General features: G+C 35.9%; 17 protein-coding genes. 12 read left to right on the plus strand and 5 right to left on the minus strand.

Going from position 1 to position 18667, the window contains the following annotated elements; all coding sequences use genetic code 11:
* Positions 1 to 146: 146 nt before the first annotated feature.
* Positions 147 to 734, minus strand: coding sequence for a YhcN/YlaJ family sporulation lipoprotein (locus ACE38V_RS22670; RefSeq protein ID WP_375844986.1), 588 nt, complete (start codon positions 732 to 734; stop codon positions 147 to 149).
* A gap of 192 nt (positions 735 to 926) precedes the next feature.
* Between ACE38V_RS22670 and ACE38V_RS22675 the strand changes: the two genes are divergently transcribed.
* Positions 927 to 2288: a PhoH family protein gene (locus ACE38V_RS22675; RefSeq protein ID WP_375844987.1), complete on the plus strand. Its 1362-nt coding sequence runs from the start codon at positions 927 to 929 to the stop codon at positions 2286 to 2288.
* 436 nt (positions 2289 to 2724) lie between these two features.
* Here ACE38V_RS22675 and ACE38V_RS22680 read toward each other — a convergent pair whose 3' ends face one another.
* Positions 2725 to 3222 carry a peptidyl-prolyl cis-trans isomerase gene (locus tag ACE38V_RS22680; RefSeq protein WP_375844989.1) on the minus strand — a complete coding sequence of 166 codons (498 nt, stop codon included), beginning with the start codon at positions 3220 to 3222 and terminating at the stop codon, positions 2725 to 2727.
* A gap of 301 nt (positions 3223 to 3523) precedes the next feature.
* Between ACE38V_RS22680 and ACE38V_RS22685 the strand changes: the two genes are divergently transcribed.
* The 3 genes from ACE38V_RS22685 (at position 3524) to pyc (ending at position 8883) form a co-directional block, all read left to right on the plus strand.
* A complete protein-coding gene (locus ACE38V_RS22685; protein ID WP_375844991.1) occupies positions 3524 to 3805 on the plus strand; it encodes an Fpa/YlaN family protein in 282 nt (93 codons plus the stop codon).
* Positions 3806 to 4078: 273 nt separating this feature from the next.
* Positions 4079 to 5290, plus strand: coding sequence for an FtsW/RodA/SpoVE family cell cycle protein (locus tag ACE38V_RS22690; protein WP_375844993.1), 1212 nt, complete (start codon positions 4079 to 4081; stop codon positions 5288 to 5290).
* A 152-nt stretch (positions 5291 to 5442) separates the two neighbouring features.
* The gene (gene pyc / locus ACE38V_RS22695; RefSeq protein WP_375844995.1) at positions 5443 to 8883 is read left to right on the plus strand and encodes a pyruvate carboxylase; all 3441 of its coding nucleotides are present in this window, start codon (positions 5443 to 5445) and stop codon (positions 8881 to 8883) included.
* Positions 8884 to 8939: 56 nt separating this feature from the next.
* Here the strand turns inward: pyc and ACE38V_RS22700 are convergent, their stop codons facing one another.
* Entirely contained in the window at positions 8940 to 9902 is a 963-nt protein-coding gene (locus ACE38V_RS22700) for a COX15/CtaA family protein (RefSeq protein WP_375844997.1), read from the minus strand.
* Between the two features lie 626 nt (positions 9903 to 10528).
* Here ACE38V_RS22700 and cyoE point away from each other — a divergent pair.
* From cyoE to ACE38V_RS22735, 7 genes are all read left to right on the plus strand, one after another.
* The gene (gene cyoE / locus ACE38V_RS22705) at positions 10529 to 11467 is read left to right on the plus strand and encodes a heme o synthase (RefSeq protein WP_375844999.1); all 939 of its coding nucleotides are present in this window, start codon (positions 10529 to 10531) and stop codon (positions 11465 to 11467) included.
* Positions 11468 to 11581: 114 nt separating this feature from the next.
* Complete coding sequence (coxB, locus tag ACE38V_RS22710; RefSeq protein WP_375845000.1) at positions 11582 to 12658, plus strand: cytochrome c oxidase subunit II; 1077 nt, start codon at positions 11582 to 11584, stop codon at positions 12656 to 12658.
* 31 nt (positions 12659 to 12689) lie between these two features.
* A complete protein-coding gene (gene ctaD, locus ACE38V_RS22715) occupies positions 12690 to 14582 on the plus strand; it encodes a cytochrome c oxidase subunit I (RefSeq protein WP_375845001.1) in 1893 nt (630 codons plus the stop codon).
* Positions 14582 to 15211 carry a cytochrome c oxidase subunit 3 gene (locus ACE38V_RS22720; RefSeq protein ID WP_375845003.1) on the plus strand — a complete coding sequence of 210 codons (630 nt, stop codon included), beginning with the start codon at positions 14582 to 14584 and terminating at the stop codon, positions 15209 to 15211. The genes ctaD and ACE38V_RS22720 overlap by 1 nt, the downstream gene beginning before the upstream one ends.
* A gap of 4 nt (positions 15212 to 15215) precedes the next feature.
* Positions 15216 to 15551, plus strand: coding sequence for a cytochrome c oxidase subunit IVB (gene ctaF, locus ACE38V_RS22725; RefSeq protein WP_375845005.1), 336 nt, complete (start codon positions 15216 to 15218; stop codon positions 15549 to 15551).
* Positions 15552 to 15727: 176 nt separating this feature from the next.
* The gene (gene ctaG, locus ACE38V_RS22730) at positions 15728 to 16636 is read left to right on the plus strand and encodes a cytochrome c oxidase assembly factor CtaG (protein WP_375845007.1); all 909 of its coding nucleotides are present in this window, start codon (positions 15728 to 15730) and stop codon (positions 16634 to 16636) included.
* Positions 16637 to 16860: 224 nt separating this feature from the next.
* Positions 16861 to 17328 carry a DUF420 domain-containing protein gene (locus ACE38V_RS22735; RefSeq protein WP_375845009.1) on the plus strand — a complete coding sequence of 156 codons (468 nt, stop codon included), beginning with the start codon at positions 16861 to 16863 and terminating at the stop codon, positions 17326 to 17328.
* An 88-nt stretch (positions 17329 to 17416) separates the two neighbouring features.
* On the opposite strand, the gene ACE38V_RS22740 is transcribed toward ACE38V_RS22735, so the two are convergent.
* Complete coding sequence (locus ACE38V_RS22740) at positions 17417 to 17776, minus strand: YugN family protein (protein WP_375845010.1); 360 nt, start codon at positions 17774 to 17776, stop codon at positions 17417 to 17419.
* A 291-nt stretch (positions 17777 to 18067) separates the two neighbouring features.
* On the opposite strand from ACE38V_RS22740, the gene ACE38V_RS22745 reads away from it, so the two are divergent.
* Positions 18068 to 18502, plus strand: a complete 435-nt coding sequence (locus tag ACE38V_RS22745; RefSeq protein WP_375845011.1) for a CBS domain-containing protein — start codon at positions 18068 to 18070, stop codon at positions 18500 to 18502.
* A gap of 84 nt (positions 18503 to 18586) precedes the next feature.
* Here the strand turns inward: ACE38V_RS22745 and ACE38V_RS22750 are convergent.
* On the minus strand, positions 18587 to 18667 hold an 81-nt coding region (locus tag ACE38V_RS22750), incomplete at its 5' end, for an IS3 family transposase (RefSeq protein ID WP_375842512.1).

Here is an 18667-nt window from a genome sequence, read left to right on the forward strand (position 1 = left end):
TGTAAACAATTTTTTACTCATAATTCTCCATCTCCGCGTATTTCTCTATGTTGTTCTTTAAATTATACAAAAAATACCCTATAGAAAGAGCACTTTTTTAAGTGTCTATTCTATAGGGTACATTTTATGTTGGTGGTCTCTCTTTATTAATCTTTATCGTAATTTGATTGCTTGTCTTGTTTCTGCTCAAGCTTTTGGTCATCTTTCTTACTTTGCTGTGTTTTAGGCTTATCGGTTGTTCTGTTGGATTTCGGATCCACGATATCTGCAGGGACCTCTGGCATTAAGCGGCCAGAAATATCTGCCAGCTCATTGATAAGTCCTTGAACAGGTTTTCCATTTTTTACATCTTCAGATATTTCCTTTATTCTTGCAGTCATATCGGGATCTGCGATTACAATAGCACTAGCACCATATGGGTCATTTTTCAAACTTTCTGCAACAGAATATTTGATCGATCCCACTTGTGATCGTTCAATATTTTTTTTGACATCGATTCCAACTATTGCATATTTACCAAGAACGACTGCTGTAGCATCATTAACACCAGGCACACTGGAAGCTAAACTGACGAGATGCTTGGAAATTTGTTGTCCGGTTTTGCGGTCAACATTTTGAATGGTTGTATTATTGACCTTGATTTTATCGTTATTATCTGTTTGATTTTTCCCGTTATTGAAGCCACAACCACTAACCAGTAATAATGATGAAAAAAGAGCTATCCATATTCTCATGAGGCACCTCCGAAGTATGTTTGAAAAAGAGTAATTCCTTTTTACATCAAATGGAACATTGATGCTTCCTGATAAATTCCTTTGTAAAATAGTTCTGTTATCAATTATTGTGTAAAATATCTTCTATCTTTATTCGAAAATACATATATTTTACCAAGTCTATCCGTCCACTCGGCTAGTTCAGAGAAATAAATGAAGACTAAAAGAGGAGCAGGAGGCATCAGTTTGAATAAAATATATGTGTTAGATACAAACGTCTTGTTGCAAGATCCGTATTCCATTTTTTCCTTTGAAGATAATGAAGTGGTTATTCCAGCAGTCGTTCTAGAGGAAGTTGATTCTAAGAAAAGATATATGGACGAAATAGGTAGGAATGCAAGACAAGTATCCAAATTGATTGACTCATTGAGGCAATCAGGCAAACTCCATGAAAAAATCCCTCTTGAAACAGGCGGTGTTCTAAGGATTGAGCTTAATCACCGTTCATTTAAACAGCTCCAGGAAATATTTGTTGAGAAAACGAATGATAACCGAATTTTAGCGGTTGCCAAAAATTTATCGAAAGAAGAAGAGTCTAAAGAGAATGGCAGAATGGTTATTTTAGTAAGTAAGGATACACTTGTAAGAGTTAAAGCAGATGCCATTGGCTTAATTTCGGAGGATTTTTTAAGTGATCGCGTCATTGAAAATGATCATATATATACGGGAATAATAGAATTGTATATGAACGTTGAACTATTAAATCGCTTTTATGAAAAGGGGGAATTGTCTCTTTCGGAAATTACGAATCATCCTTTTTATCCTAATCAATTTTTAATCATGAAGGATGCATTGGGAAGTTCTTCATCTGCCATTGGGATGGTCGAAAAACTCGGAAAAAAAGTGAAAAAGCTGTGTTTTGAGTATGACCATATTTGGGGGATCCGTCCAAGAAATGTTCAACAAACGATGGCGATTGAACTGCTCTTAAGAAAGGATATTCCACTTGTCACACTAATTGGCAAAGCGGGAACGGGAAAAACGCTACTTGCGCTTGCCGCAGGTTTAATGCAGACAGAGGATTTAAGAGAATACAAGAAGCTTTTAGTTGCACGTCCAATTGTTCCAGTCGGAAAAGATCTTGGATTTTTACCGGGTGAGAAGGAAGAGAAACTGAGACCATGGATGCAACCGATATATGATAATCTTGAGTATTTATTTAATACAAAAAAGCCTGGCGAATTAGACGCTATTTTGGCAGGAATGGGATCCATTGAGGTGGAAGCCTTAACTTATATACGGGGGAGGAGTATTCCTGATCAATATATTATTATTGATGAGGCACAAAACTTAACAAAGCATGAAGTGAAGACAATTTTAACCCGAGTTGGAGAGGGGAGCAAAATTGTATTAATGGGTGACCCAGAGCAAATTGACCATCCTTATCTAGATGCTTATAATAATGGACTTACATATGTGGTCGAGAAATTTAAAGATCAAGCGATATCAGGTCATATTAAATTAGTAAAGGGGGAACGATCGGGATTAGCACAGCTTGCGGCAGATTTATTATAAAGTGAAACTTCCATCAGTGGGAGTTTTCGACGCACAGGACGTGAAGTGTGCAGACGTTGTGATTGACGTCGCGCTTTTAGTCTGTCATTCATCCCCCACTGATGGTTAGTCACGCAAAGCCTGATTGATTTTTCTAAGGGCTGAAGCCCAAAGAAAAATCTTATTTCACTTATCACGCTCATAACGCCACGTCCTGTGGCTTCGCCTGACTAGGACCTTAATCCCTCGTCGGACCTTTACGGACAGTTGATCTCCTACTTATCTTCTTCGTATTCTCAGAATCTTGAAGTGGGAGTCAAAATGTCCGTTAAGAGTGGGATAAAAAAGGTTCATCCTCATGGATAAACCTCTAACTCAAGACATCTAATTGAGCGAAAAAGGTCTGAGTCCCAATTACGATCGGACTCAGACCTTTCAGGTGGACCTGAGATTCTCATTAGTCAATTCGAAAAGCTCTTACGTTTTTGATTGGACTCTTTTTATTTGAACCATCACGAAGATATACATAAACAGGGCCGTCATCCCTTAAAGGCTTCCCTTTATTGGAAAAACCAAGGATAAGCTGGCTTTGGTCTTGGATAGGAAATGGATATTCTTGATTTAAGGTTTCAATCACAATTGTTTTGGCATCCTCTTGCGGTTCTGCATTTTTAATAAATGGTTCCAAGGAAATCCCAAAGCTTCCGGTAAGAACTTTTTCCTTTTCGTATTTCTTTTCAGTATTTAATGTAGGTGGCATGATGGCCCCTTCCATAATTTCACGATCCCAATGCTTGGAAATTGATTTTGTATATTCTTCCAGCTCGTTCGTGGATACTGGATCTTCTTCAAAGAATGTATCTAAATCAATTCTGCGGTCATCAAAAATCCATACTCCTGGATCTAATGTAATGGGGAAACGAACCTTTCCCTTAACTGATATAATGTTGCCCATAGTGAAACCTCCTAAAACTCTTATCAAATAAAATCTTATAACTTAGGTAAATAAGCCAGAAAAAATCAAGGAAATCAAATTTTTTGAAGTTTTAATATATTTTCAATATATTTAGTATATACATTTATAACTTTATTGTCATTTGTCTTATATTCTTTTCTAAATTTCCTTTGAAATATTACTAGATATTCAATGGTGAAAATGTAAGTTTTCATCAACTCTCTTTATTATTCTTGCTTTTTTTATATCAACCGTATAAAATTTAAAGATAAGATAATCGCTCGGAAACGGGGGGATCGTGTTGGCGTCTGATATGGTAGTCGATCATCAAGAAAAAGCAAGCGCGTTATTGAAGGCTGACGCTGATAAAATTTTGAAACTAATAAAGGTTCAGATGGATAACCTGACAATGCCGCAATGTCCATTATATGAAGAAGTTTTGGATACACAAATGTTTGGTTTATCACGTGAAATAGACTTTGCTGTTCGTCTTGATTTAATTACGGAGAGAGAAGGCAAGACTATTTTAGATGAATTAGAAAGAGAACTTTCAGCACTTCATGATGCGGCTCAAAAAAAATAAGGATAAAAGCTCAAACGTCTATTAGGTAGATGGTTTGAGTTTTTTTTTAAAAGATCTCCTTCTAATGACATGAATAAGAAAACTTCTTAATCGTCGAAGGGAAGATTAGATGATAATGTATATCATGTTTGTAAAATAGTATAACATATTTTGCGCAAATCCTATGACTATGTGTTATACTATTTATAGCTTTTTCTTAACTTCAAAGAAGGATTTTAAAATGTTATAGTAGAATAAAATACTTTGTATGTTCGAAGATGAGGAAGAAGTCCAATGTTAAAAAAAATATTAAAATCATACGATTACTCGTTGTTAATCGTCATTATTCTTTTATCTGTTTTTGGGTTAGTCATGGTGTACAGTTCGAGTATGGTATGGGCGGTACAAATAAATGAAGTTAGCAGTGATTTTTACTTTCAAAAGCAAAAATTTAATTTGATTTTCGCGGGGATCATTTTTATTTTTGTTGCACTTTTTCCATATAAAGCACTAAAGAGTAATAAAATCCTTATCTCTATGGTATTTTTATCTGTTTTTGCTTTGGTTGCTTTATTTGTAGTTGGTCATGTTGCGGGAGGTGCCTTAAGCTGGGTTAAGCTGGGAACACGCAGTATACAGCCTTCTGAATTTGTCAAACTCTGTGTCATAATATATTTGTCAGCTGTCTATGCGAAAAAACAGTCCTATATCAATCAGTTTAATAAAGGGGTTGTCCCACCATTAATCTATTTAGTGCTAGTCTGTATTCTGGTTGCACTTCAACCTGATTATGGTACTGCTGCGATTATTTTTGCCATTGCTTTGATGATCATTTTATCATCAGGGATGAATTTTAAAAATATCTCAAGACTAATATTGATTGGATTAGTCTGTATTCTCCCTTTTGTGTTATTTTTTAAAGATGATATTTTATCAAAAGAAAGATTAAGTAGATTCGAAGCATTAGAAAATCCATTTGCTCTTGAACAGGATAGCGGCTACCATCTTGTTAACTCATATCTTGCCATTGGGTCCGGAGGAGTCAATGGGCTTGGTCTTGGCAAAAGCATCCAAAAGCTTGGGTATTTGCCTGAGCCACATACGGATTTTATTATGGCCATTATTGCTGAAGAATTGGGAGTATGGGGCGTTTGCTTTGTTCTTTTATCATTAGGGTTTATTGTTTTAAAGGGAATAATTGTTGCCATTAGGTGTAAGGATCCATTTGGAAGTTTATTGGCGATTGGAATTTCAAGTATGATTGGAATCCAGTCCTTTGTAAACCTAGCGGGAATTTCTGGCCTCATCCCTTTAACAGGGGTGCCACTGCCGTTTGTTAGTTATGGTGGTTCTTCTCTCCTCCAACTTTCAATTGCAATTGGAATTTTGATGAATGTCTCGATGTTTGTTAACTATGAAAGGAAATATAAAAATCCGCAAGATAAAAAAGTGGACTCAACATCAAAAGGGAGAGGACATTCGACGAATACATTTTATCCTCAATAGTCAGATCAGCATAAAATGCTTTTCTATATATTTTATTATCTCTTAAATTAAAAAATATCTATTTTTCATTCACCTAGTTTTAAGCCCGGAATAATGATGATTTATTATCGTGGCAGTTTAAGGCAAAAATATAGAAAAATGAGGTGTTAGCATTGACTAAAAAGATTCAAAAACTTTTAGTAGCAAATCGTGGGGAAATTGCAATTCGAGTATTTCGTGCCTGTACGGAATTAAATATTCGGACTGTCGCCATCTATTCGAAAGAGGATTCAGGCGCATATCATCGCTATAAGGCAGATGAAGCTTATCTAATCGGAGAAGGAAAAAAGCCAATTGAGGCTTATTTGGATATTGACGGAATTATTGAGATTGCCAAGAGTACTGGGGTTGACGCTATTCATCCTGGCTATGGCTTTTTATCTGAGAATATTCATTTTGCTAAACGCTGCGAAGACGAAGGGATTATTTTTGTTGGCCCAAAATCCGAACATCTTAATATGTTTGGGGATAAGGTGAAAGCTAGAACGCAAGCAATGCTGGCGAATATTCCAGTCATTCCTGGAAGTGATGGCCCAATTAATAGTTTAGATGAAGTAATAGCATTTGGAGATACGCATGGTTATCCAATTATCATAAAAGCATCATTAGGTGGCGGCGGCCGAGGGATGAGGATTGTTAGAAATCAAGATGAAGTGAACGAGGCTTATGCCCGTGCAAAATCAGAAGCGAAGGCTGCTTTTGGTAGTGATGAAGTCTATGTCGAGAAGTTTATTGAAAAACCTAAGCATATAGAAGTTCAAATTATTGGAGACAACCAAGGTAGTATTATTCATTTATACGAAAGAGATTGCTCAGTACAACGGCGTCATCAAAAAGTGGTTGAGGTAGCTCCATGTGTATCGATCGCAGAAGAACTGAGACAACAAATATGTGATGCTGCCGTACGTTTAATGAAAAATGTTGATTATGTGAATGCAGGAACGGTTGAGTTTCTTGTTTCTGGAGAACAATTTTATTTTATTGAGGTAAATCCTCGAATTCAAGTGGAACATACGATTACTGAAATGATTACAGGAGTAGATATTGTCCATACGCAGATCCATGTTGCAGAAGGCTACGATCTTCATTGCAAAAAGATTGGCATCCCGAATCAAGAGGATATCAAAATCAACGGATTTGCTATTCAATCAAGGGTTACAACAGAGGATCCATTAAATCATTTTATGCCAGATACAGGAAAGATTATGGCTTATCGATCTGGTGGAGGATTTGGTGTTCGTCTAGATGCTGGAAATGGATTCCAAGGATCTATTATTACGCCATATTATGATTCTTTGCTTGTAAAACTAACAACTTGGGCGATGACCTTTGATCAAGCCGCAGCAAAAATGGTCAGAAATCTTCAGGAATTCAGAATTCGTGGAATAAAAACCAATATACCGTTTTTAGAGAATGTAGTTAAAAATGAAAAATTCTTAACAGGACAATACGATACCTCCTTTATTGATCAAACACCGGAATTATTTTTCTTCCCAGTGAGAAAAGATCGTGGGACAAAGATGCTTTCTTATATTGGGAATGTGACCATTAATGGATTCCCGGGGATTGAGAAGAAAAAGAGACCAGTTTTTGATAAACCGCGCATACCAAAATTGACATTTGAAAATCAATATAAAAACGGGACAAAACAAATCCTAGATAAGGAAGGGCCTGCTGGTGTAACTAAATGGATAAAAGAACAAAAACAGGTGCTATTAACGGATACCACTTTCCGAGATGCTCATCAATCCTTACTGGCTACTAGGGTCCGTACGACTGATTTTAAACATATTGCCGAGCAGACTGCAAAACTATTACCAAATATGTTCTCTTATGAGATGTGGGGAGGAGCAACTTTTGATGTCGCTTATCGTTTTCTGAAGGAAGATCCGTGGGAGCGGCTATTAACTTTAAGAAACCAGATGCCAAACGTTCTTCTACAAATGCTTTTAAGAGCCTCTAATGCAGTCGGATATAAAAATTATCCTGATAATGTCATTCGCGAGTTTGTTAAGCAATCTGCAGAAGGTGGAATCGATGTATTCCGTATTTTTGACAGTTTAAACTGGGTAAAAGGGATGGAAGTTGCGATTGATGCTGTAAGACAAAATGGGAAAATAGCTGAAGCAGCCATTTGCTATACAGGAGATATTACAGATCCTACACGAACAAAATATGATTTGACTTATTATAAAAATTTAGCGAAGGAATTAGAAAATCAGGGTGCGCATATTTTAGCAATTAAAGATATGGCCGGTCTATTAAAACCACATGCAGCTTATAGCTTAATCTCTGAATTAAAAGAGGCAATTGATATTCCTATTCATCTTCATACTCATGATACGAGTGGAAATGGAATCTATACGTATGCGAAAGCAATTGAAGCCGGTGTTGATATAGTTGATGTTGCTTTAAGCTCAATGGCAGGCTTAACCTCTCAACCAAGTGCAAACACATTATTCTATGCATTAGAAGGTTCTGAGCGGAAACCGGATGTTGATATTCAAGCTCTTGAAGAACTATCCTATTATTGGGAAGATATAAGAAAGTACTATCATGATTTTGAAAGCGGCATGATGGCGCCACATACTGAGGTTTACCAACACGAAATGCCTGGTGGCCAATACAGCAATCTTCAACAACAGGCCAAAGCTGTTGGATTAGGAGATGAATGGGATAAGGTCAAAGAAATGTATTCCCGAGTCAATAAGATGTTTGGTGACATTGTTAAGGTGACACCTTCATCCAAAGTGGTGGGGGATATGACCTTATTCATGGTGCAAAATGATTTAGATGAGAAAGCTGTTTTAGAAAAAGGACATACCCTTGATTTTCCGGATTCTGTTGTTGAACTGTTTAAGGGCTATCTTGGTCAACCGCATGGAGGTTTTCCTAAAGAATTACAAAATGTCATTCTGAAAGGGAAGGAGCCTATTACGGTTAGACCTGGTGAACTCCTAGAACCTGTTGATTTTGAAGAAATAAAGGAAAAGCTTTATAAGGATTTAGGAAGACAAGTCACTAGTTTTGATGTGATTGCTTATGCCCTTTATCCAAAGGTTTTCATGGAATATACACAAACCGTTGACCGTTTCGGGGATATTTCTGTTTTAGATACACCAACCTTCCTATATGGTATGAGACTTGGGGAAGAAGTTGAAGTGGAAATTGAAAAAGGGAAAACCTTAATTGTGAAGCTTGTATCCGTTGGTCAACCACAAGCTGATGGCACAAGAATCGTTTATTTTGAATTAAATGGCCAACCTCGTGAAGTAAATATTAAGGATGAAAGTATTAAAACGACAGTAGCTTCAAAAATAAAAGCAGATCCAAAAAATGAAAATCACATTGCTGCCACCATGCCAGGAACGGTAATTAAAGTGGCTGTTGAAAAAGGTGAGAAGGTTGAAAAAGGGGACCATCTTATTATCACGGAAGCAATGAAAATGGAAACAACTGTTCAAGCTTCGTTTTCTGGAATTGTCAAAGACATATACGTAACTAATGGTGAGGCTATCCAAACCGGAGATTTATTAATTGAATTAACAAAATAGAAATGATCAAAAAAAGATGCTGTTCCTAATGAACGGCATCTTTTTTTGGCTAAGATTTATTTAGTAATTGTTGAATGAAATGGGACCATCTTTTGTTGTTTCTTTGTAAGTGTTAAAGCGTTTTTATTACTTCGGGTCGAAAGAAGGAAAAAGTAGCTTAATACTCCAAATAAACAAGAGATAAAGAATGCATGAGCTAATGCAATATAAAGATTTAATCTTGTGATGACAATCAACGCTCCTGCAATAACCTGTAGAGTTACAAGGATAAAGGCTATAATCCAGCCCCACAGGATCACTTTTTGGTGCCGGTAATGCTTGATAGCAATAATCATGATATAGAGTATCCAAAGAAAAATAATCCCAGCCGCTAAACGATGTCCCATCTGAACCCATTCATGAAAATTTACTGGGATTGATGGAGTGGGGTTTACGCAGAATGGCCAATCACGACAGACAAGACTTGCTTTTACATGGCGAACTAAAGCACCAGTGTAGACTACACCATAACTGTAAATGGTAACTCCAACAATATTCTTTCGCATCCTTCGATCTAAAATAAGCTTGTCCGCATCGAATTTTTTATCAATTTCAAATATAAGGAGAGTTAATAGAAAAACAGCCGCAAAAGAAATAAGAGAAATTCCAAAATGAAGAGCTAAAATAAAGCTGTTTTGTCCCCAAACAACTGCTGCAGCCCCAATTAGACCTTGGAATACAAGAAAGATAAAAGAGAGTAATGATAAGAACTTAGTTTCTCGAATATGTCCTATTGTTTTCCATGACCAAATTGATAGGATCAGTACCATGAAACCAACTGTTCCTGAAACAACGCGGTGCGCAAGTTCAATGATTAATGCAACCGTAATTTTTGTTGGAATTAACTGACCATTACATAGGGGCCAAGAGCGACCACATCCCATGCCTGAACCAGTTTTAGTCACAAGCGCCCCTCCGATTAATATGCAAAGCATTCCAATCGTTGTTAATACAGCAAACCACTTAAGTGAACGCTTCAAAAAATTTCACCTTCTTAAATAATATGTTTCTAAAAAATAAGTGAATCAAGAAAGAATGAATTCAAATCTCCATATATGTAATTGAATATAGCATAAACGAAGATTAATGAAATTGAACAGATTGATAGTGAATACCTACCTTTTTTGATACTACACAATAAAATAGAATATTACAATAAAAATAATTTTTACTATATTAAACAAAGTAAAAAGAATGAATATTAGTCAAGAGTTTGCAGGAAATATTAACGGACTAAAAAAAATTTTTAGCAAATATTTCTAAATAAGCAAATTAAACCATATTTTTTGTTATGAAGTAATGATGGTAATAATAGGTGCAAATAGTAGGTAAATCCCTTTTTGACACAAACTTTTCGAAATTTATTCAAAAAAAATTCACAAAAATGATGGAAAGTGTGATTTAATAGACAGAAGAAGGAATGTTTTTCTACACAAACATTTAACATTATTTTTATGTTTGAAATAGTGGAAACATCTTAGAATAAATTAGCAGAATCATCCCCCCGGTTTTTTATTACTGATATAGCATTGATTTATAATATGCTTTATAGTAAAAGTAGAAGGATTTTGCTTTATTGGTGATAAGGGATGAAGGAGGAAATTATATGTCAAATTCAAGGGTTTTGAGTGAAGTTGGGCTAAAAGACAACGAGCAAAACCTTCATGAGGGGATACCAAGATCTACCGTTTGGAAGGATTTTTTATCATTAATTAAGATTGGAATTGTAAACTCTAATGTTATTACCGCATTTACCGGTGTTTGGCTTGCACTTTACTTTACTGGTAATGGATTTCTGAATAATTTGGATATTGTCCTGTTTACTTTAATTGGTACAGCCTTCATTATCGCTGGGTCCTGTGTCATCAATAACTATATCGATCGGGATATTGATCCATTAATGAAAAGAACAAAATCCAGACCTACAGTAACCGGGAGATTTAGTCCTGCAAAGGTTCTTTTTCTTGGTGTATTGTTTATTATTTTAGGAACTATGTTTTTATTGTTTACCACTTTATCTGCAACGATTTTTGGCTTAATTGGTGTTTTTAGCTATATCTGCTTATATACACTTTGGTCAAAACGATATTTTGTCTCAAATACAATTATCGGCAGCATATCTGGTGCCATTCCTCCTCTAATTGGATGGGCAGCTGTTGATCCTAACCTTGATATTGTTGCATGGAGTTTATTTTTAATCATGTTTATGTGGCAACCTCCACATTTTTACGCTCTTGCTATGAAAAAAGTGGAGGATTACCGAGCCGCTAATATCCCAATGCTTCCTGTAGTAAAGGGCTTTTCAAGAACGAAGCACCATATCGTATTATGGGTAGCCGCTTTATTACCAATCCCATTTTTGCTTACATCATTAGGAACGATATTTGTCATATTTGCTTCCATTCTAAATGTTGGATGGTTAATTCTTGGCTTATATGGTTACAAAATGAAAGATGATTTGAAATGGGCCAACATTATGTTTATCTATTCCTTACAATACATGACCATCATTTTTGTTGCTATGGTCCTCGTCACATTTATTTAATTCTTGTTAGAAAATTCTTGGAGACTAGTTGTTGAAAAGAATTTATCTATATAATTATTTATTTGATTTACATTTCAAAGAAATAATTCACGGAAAGAGGGGTTTGATTAAGCTATGAAAAGGCTTTCAAAATGGCGTCTTTTATCGATGTTTGCGATATTGACGCTCATTCTCTCCGGTTGTGGTGAGCCGTTCTTGTCAACGCTCAAGCCTGCCGGTGAAGTTGCGAAAACGCAATATGATTTAATGAAGTTGAGTACGGCAATTATGGTGGGGGTAATTGCTGTCGTAGTGGTCATTTTCTTTATTGTCATCTTCAAATTTCGAAGAAAAGATGAGAAAATACCGAAACAAGTGGAAGGGAATCATAAACTAGAAATTATTTGGACTACTATTCCTATTCTTTTACTACTTGTTTTAGCAGTTCCAACTGTTGCAGCAACATTTAAGTTTGCAGATGTTTCAGCAATGGATAAGAAGAATGATGATGGAAAAAGAGATGCACTCGTAGTTAATGTACGCGCAAATCTTTATTGGTGGGAGTTTGAATATCCTGACGATAAGATCATCACTAGCCAAGAGTTGGTTGTACCAACTGATGAAAGGGTTTACTTTAACTTAAAGTCTTCAGACGTAAAACATTCATTCTGGATTCCTGCTGTTGGCGGAAAGATGGATACAAATCCTGAAAACATTAATAAATTCTGGCTCGAGTTTGATTCAGACGCAGCAAATAATGCTAAAAATTTGTTTTATGGTAAATGTGCTGAGCTTTGTGGACCTTCCCATGCATTGATGGATTTCAAAGTTAAAGCTGTTTCACGGGCAGACTTTGATCAATGGATTAAGGACATGAAAAATGCAAAGGAACCAAAACCAGCCACTGCATTAGCAAAAGAAGGCCAAGATGTATTTAACAAAAGCTGTATTGGTTGTCATGCCGTTTCTCCACAAGATGCAAGACCAGAAGCAGCTCGTCAAGCACCAAACTTAGCAACATTTGGTGAACGTTCACGAATTGCGGGTGTTCTTGATCATAGCGAAAAAGATTTAAAAAATTGGTTGAAAGATCCTGAAAGCTATAAGCCAGGAAATAAAATGACTGGTACATATGGCAATAATGGAAAATTATCAGATACAGAAATTGCCGCTTTAACAGAATTCTTAATGGGGCTTAAAGTTCAGGATTAATAGGGGATTAGTTTGAAAGGGAGGTAAAACTGTGAGTACCTACGCACAGAAGAAAGGGTTTGTGGGAACAATATGGGACTATTTAACGACAGTAGACCATAAAAAAATCGCAATTCTTTATTTAATTGCTGGTGGGCTTTTCTTTGTCATTGGCGGTCTAGAAGCAATGTTTATTCGTATTCAGTTGGCTGTACCGAATAATGACTTTGTAAGTGCCGGATTATATAATGAAATTTTGACCATGCATGGAACAACAATGATTTTCTTAGCAGCAATGCCGCTTGTTTTTGCATTTATGAATGCGGTTGTACCTTTGCAAATTGGGGCACGTGATGTTGCGTTCCCGTTTCTTAATGCACTTGGTTTTTGGCTATTTTTCTTTGGGGGATTATTCCTCAACTGTTCATGGTTTTTGGGAGGAGCACCTGATGCAGGATGGACATCATATGCTTCCTTATCATTAGCTTCAAAAGGTCATGGAATTGACTTTTATGCATTAGGATTGCAAATTTCTGGTGCTGGTACATTAATTGGTGGGATTAACTTCCTAGCAACGATTATTAATATGCGTGCACCTGGTATGACATATATGCGGATGCCATTGTTTACATGGACATCATTCGTCACTTCTGCTCTAATTTTATTTGCTTTTCCTCCTTTAACAGTTGGTCTATTCTTGATGATTTTTGATCGTTTATTTGGAGCAAATTTCTTTGATGTAGCCAATGGAGGAAATACAATTATTTGGGAACACTTCTTCTGGATTTTCGGTCACCCAGAAGTGTATATTCTTGTTTTACCGGCATTTGGAATTTTCTCAGAGATTTTTGCAACATTCTCTAGAAAACGTCTGTTTGGATATTCTTCCATGGTATTTGCCACTGTATTAATAGGATTCTTAGGATTTATGGTTTGGGCTCACCATATGTTTACAACCGGTCTAGGTCCTGTCGCAAACGCAATTTTCTCTGTTGCCACAATGGCAATAGCGGTTCCAACAGGAATTAAAATCTTTAACTGGTTATTTACCATTTGGGGAGGAAGTATTAAATTTACCACTCCAATGCTGTATGCAGTTGCATTCATTCCATCATTTGTTGCCGGAGGGGTTACAGGGGTTATGAACGCAACAGCTGCTGCAGACTATCAATACCATGATAGCTACTTTGTTGTCGCACATTTCCACTATGTTATCGTCGGTGGGGTTGTATTTGCATTACTTGCAGCGGCTCATTTTTATTGGCCAAAGATGTTTGGAACCATGTTAAATGAAGTGCTAGGAAAGATTACTTTCTGGTTATTCTTTATTGGTTTCCATTTAACATTCTTTATTCAACATTTCCTAGGACTCATGGGTATGCCTAGACGTGTATTTACGTATTTGCCTGGTCAAGGCCTAGAAACGGGTAATCTAATTAGTTCAATTGGTGCTGGTTTCATGTCGGTTGCGGTGATTATTTTGTTACTTAATGTGATTATTACTAGTGTTAAAAATGAAAAGGTTGGGAACGATCCTTGGGGCGACGGTCGTACACTTGAATGGGCGATTTCATCACCACCACCGTTCTATAATTTCAAACAAACGCCACTTGTACGTGGATTAGACGCATACTGGATTGAAAAAATGGAGGGGAAAAAGGGGTTAACACCTGCTGAGCCGCTTGGAGATATTCATATGCCAAACTCTTCTTTCATTCCTTTTATGATTTCGTTAGGATTATTCATTGCTGCATTTGGTGCAATGTTCCAATTTGACCAAACAGCAGATGATGTTTTTGCAAATCCTGCTGCAACTGCACTATTTATTGCAGGGCTTGCGATTACATTCCTTTCCATGTTCGTTCGTTCAGTGAAGGATGATCATGGCTATCATGTTCATAAAGAAGATTTAATGGATGATAATGATAAGGGGGTTAAGGCATAATGCACGCTGAGGAAAAAATGACTTTTGAAACATGGCCAGCTGCGCCTGAAAAAGCAACCCTCGAAGCAAAAAATAAGTTTTTAGGCTTCTGGTTATTTCTAGGTGGAGAGACTGTTTTGTTCGGTTCTTTATTTGCCACTTACTTAGCATTAAAAGATAAAGTGCCTAATGCAGATCATGCATTGGCTAAAGATTTATTTGAGCTACCATTAACTTTTGTTGCAACAATGTTACTATTAACAAGTTCTTTAACTAGTGTATATGCAATGTATCATATGAAAAACTTTAGCTTTAAGAAAATGCAGGCATGGCTCCTTGTAACAGTTCTTTTAGGTTTAGGCTTCTTAGGGCTAGAGGTATACGAATTTAGACATTATATTCATGAATATCATCACACATTCACAAGTAGTGCATTCGGATCTGCCTTTTACACTTTAGTTGGATTCCATGGAGGACACGTTGCCTTCGGTTTATTGTGGATTACAACATTAATTGTTCGCAATGCAAAACGAGGTCTGAGTCTTTATAATGCACCAAAATTTTATGTGGCTAGTTTGTACTGGCACTTCATTGATGTTGTTTGGGTATTCATCTTTACTGTAGTGTATTTAATGGGAATGGTGGGATAAACTGATGGCGAATCAACAATCAAATTCAGGTAACCCAAGAGTAGACATTGAATATCGTCGTAAAAAAAGTGCGGAAGAAATGAGATATCAAGTAGTCTCATTTACCTTAATGATTTTCTTGACTTTAATTGCCTTTATTGCAGTAGGATATGATGGCTTTTCTCATTGGTTTATTGTGCCATTTATCATTCTACTTGCAGCCGTGCAAGTGGTGTTTCAATTGTATTATTTTATGCATATGAGCCATAAAGGGCATGAAGCACCTTCTCTTTTCCTTTATTCAGGTTTACTTGTTGGTTTAATTACGATTTTGGCGTTTATGACTATTATCTGGTGGTAAGTTTTATGGAAAATCGGCTTTGTTTTAGCCGGTTTTCTTTTTATAAAATATGTACATATAATTGATGAAGATGATTCTAAAGAGGGCTTTAGTAGTTGTAATGAAAATAAGGGAAATACAAATCATCTATTTAAAGGATGTTTGTAGATCTTTTTATATAAAGAGGGGATTACGTCATGCTTACACTTGAAATATTTGGATTTAGAGCTCTTTGGAGTCCATATTTCTTTATTATCTTGCTCTTAATCTTGTTTGGATATTTTTTTATTTCTGTAAAATTAAAAGATAATTTTTTTTCAAGTCAGCCTTTAACTAAGAAGCAAGGAACTTTATTTACAATAGGTATCCTGATGCTTTATATCATAAAAGGCTCTCCGCTCGATCTAATGGGGCATTTGATGTTTTATGTTCATATGATCCAAATGGCAGTTTTATATTTAATTATTCCTCAACTGATTATTTTAGGAATACCAGAATGGATTTGGAGAAGCCTTATTCAATTACCGATAATTAAACCGATATTTCATTTGCTAACCAAACCGATTGTTGCTTTGGTTTTATTTAATGGTATTTTTTCTTTTTATCATGTTCCAGCGATATTTGATATTGTGAAATTGAATATGTGGCTCCATGCCGGTTACACAAGTTTATTGTTTATATTGGCCTTAACGATGTGGTGGCCTGTTATGAATACGCTTAAGGAATATCAATTATTAAGCGGGATAAAAAAGGTTGGATATATTTTTGCAAATGGGATTTTATTGACTCCAGCATGTGCTTTGATTATATTCTCTGATCATCCGATGTATCATACCTTCTATGATCCGAAGTCTTGGGCTCAGGCTCTAGAACTTTGTGTTCCTTTTGCGACACTTTCTGGTCTTGATTTAAATGGACCCGAAATGTTTAATTCCATGTCTATCCTTCATGATCAGCAACTTGGTGGTGTGATCATGAAAATTATTCAAGAAATCGTATATGGAGTGGCATTAGGAAGAATCTTTTTTGAGTGGTATGCAAAAGAGCAAAAAGTGGATGTTATAGATGCAGAACATCCATACATGAATCCTCAACCAACTGAATAATGTTAGCAAAAGGCATCTCGTCAGTGGAGATGCTTTTTTAATTTCACATAATTTTCTTAATTTTGTCAATTTGAGTAATCTTTCAAGAATCCTCAGTTTGTTTATTGAAATAAAGTTCATAGTTTATTACTATTACAATAGGTGTAAAAAGAATGGTGCTTTTTACAATGTTGATACATAAGAATAGAAACACACCTTAATAAGGGGAGAAAGAGGAAAGCATAATGGATAATTCATTGCCTATTTTACCAACGATTAGCACTTCTTTTATTGTTTTAAGTGCGGTAACAGTCGCAATTGGGTGGAACTTAATTCGCCAAAAAAAGATTGAAGCCCATAAAAAAACGATGTTTGTCGCTGCGGTTTTTGCCTTAGTTTTTTTTCTTATTTACGCGGCACGAACGGTATTTATTGGAAATACATCTTTTGGCGGTCCTGATGATGTAAAGATTTATTATACACTGTTTTTGGTTTTTCACATTTTATTGGCAACAATAAGTGCCGTGTTTGGGATTGTCACACTTTTAACTGGATATACTAATAAACTTTCAAAGCATAGGAAATTAGGCCCGATTACGAGTATAATTTGGTTCTTTACGGCAATTACAGGTGTAGCAGTTTATTTACTTCTCTATGTGTTTTATAAAGGCGGAGAAACGACCTCTGTAATAAAAGCTATATTAGGATTTTAACATTTAAAAAACGTCGCTAAATGAATAGCGACGTTTTTAAATAGATAAGAACTATAATTAATACGGTTCCTTTTTGTTTTCATAAAAATTAAAGGGCAAATTTTTCAATCTCTGCTTTTAAATCTGCTAAAATTTTCTCACACTGATCAACAAGTGATTTAGGAAAATTTTCTCCTTCTCCGTATTCAACTCCATGTGGATAATAATATTTTCCAAGTAGTGGTGTAAGTAATTGAATGACAGCTTTTTTTGCACCGACATCTCCTTCAACTGCATGTCCCTGTACGCGAAGATAGAAAATGCCTTCTTTTATATCAAATTTACGATCGTATGTAACTCTTTCATAATCCCATGCACCTTCTCGTACTAGACCGTAATTTGACATTAATTCATCTAATCGAGTTAGATTTGCTTTAAATTTCTCAATCCCTGTGTTCTCAAATCTCATAAACAGTCCCCCTCCTACAATACAATAGCGTAACATGCAAAAAAAAACTCAACATGTTGTTTATGTTCGCAATTTTATTTTCAAATTTAATAATAGTAGAAAAATGTAGAAGTTGCAATGATTAGAATAAAGAAAACACAGTACTTTCACAATTTATCTTTTAATTTCTACCATTTTGATATTTCAGAAAATAGTGTTTAATGATCTTGCATATTTAATCTGTTCAGTGGAATGATATAGAAACAGAGAAAAAAAGTATGTGAAATATCCATATAATAGGAGGAAAGAAGAATGGAATATGTTCGTGATGTGATGACAAACGAGGTTGAATGCTGTTCATTATTAGATAATGCCTTCGAGGTAGCTACAAAAATGAAGGAGTATAATGTTGGAGCCATTCCCATTGTTGATGAAGGAAAATTGGTGGGAATGATTACAGACCGTGATCTTGTGGTAAGGGGAATTGCGGAAAAGCATCCTGGCTCTTCAAAGGTTGAAGAAATCATGAGTGATCAATTAATAACCGTAGCACCGGATACAAGTTCAAAGGAAGCAGCGCAGTTGATGGCCGAGCACCAAATTAGGCGCTTACCAGTAGTGGAGAATGATCAGCTCGTTGGGATCGTTGCTCTTGGTGATTTAGCAGTTCGAAAGTTAAGTGATGAACAAGCAGGAAAAGCTCTCTCAGAAATATCCGAGCAAGGAGCACAAGATTTCCAACAATAATTAGAAGCTGACTCAAAAAAGAGGTGTTCCAAAAAATTATGAACTGCCCCCTGTCAAGTAGACAGTGGAAATAAATAAAGCACACTAAGCGGCTTTAGTCCTGTACTCTAGGGGACTAAGGCCGTTTAGTCGTCCTTGTAAACGATTATGATTATAAAAATGTAT

The sequence above is a fragment of the Cytobacillus sp. Hz8 genome, from assembly GCF_042263505.1.
Lineage (GTDB): Bacteria > Bacillota > Bacilli > Bacillales > Cytobacillaceae > Bacillus_BE.

Coding starts and splice junctions, on each gene's coding strand:
- ctaG (WP_375845007.1), top strand. CDS start 15,728: ATGCTTACACTTGAAATATTTGGATTTAGAGCTCTTTGGAGTCCATAT.
- cyoE (WP_375844999.1), top strand. CDS start 10,529: ATGTCAAATTCAAGGGTTTTGAGTGAAGTTGGGCTAAAAGACAACGAG.
- ACE38V_RS22690 (WP_375844993.1), top strand. CDS start 4,079: ATGTTAAAAAAAATATTAAAATCATACGATTACTCGTTGTTAATCGTC.
- coxB (WP_375845000.1), top strand. CDS start 11,582: ATGAAAAGGCTTTCAAAATGGCGTCTTTTATCGATGTTTGCGATATTG.
- ACE38V_RS22740 (WP_375845010.1), bottom strand. CDS start 17,776: ATGAGATTTGAGAACACAGGGATTGAGAAATTTAAAGCAAATCTAACT.
- ACE38V_RS22675 (WP_375844987.1), top strand. CDS start 927: ATGAAGACTAAAAGAGGAGCAGGAGGCATCAGTTTGAATAAAATATAT.
- ACE38V_RS22720 (WP_375845003.1), top strand. CDS start 14,582: ATGCACGCTGAGGAAAAAATGACTTTTGAAACATGGCCAGCTGCGCCT.
- ACE38V_RS22735 (WP_375845009.1), top strand. CDS start 16,861: ATGGATAATTCATTGCCTATTTTACCAACGATTAGCACTTCTTTTATT.
- ctaF (WP_375845005.1), top strand. CDS start 15,216: ATGGCGAATCAACAATCAAATTCAGGTAACCCAAGAGTAGACATTGAA.
- ACE38V_RS22670 (WP_375844986.1), bottom strand. CDS start 734: ATGAGAATATGGATAGCTCTTTTTTCATCATTATTACTGGTTAGTGGT.
- ACE38V_RS22745 (WP_375845011.1), top strand. CDS start 18,068: ATGGAATATGTTCGTGATGTGATGACAAACGAGGTTGAATGCTGTTCA.
- ACE38V_RS22680 (WP_375844989.1), bottom strand. CDS start 3,222: ATGGGCAACATTATATCAGTTAAGGGAAAGGTTCGTTTCCCCATTACA.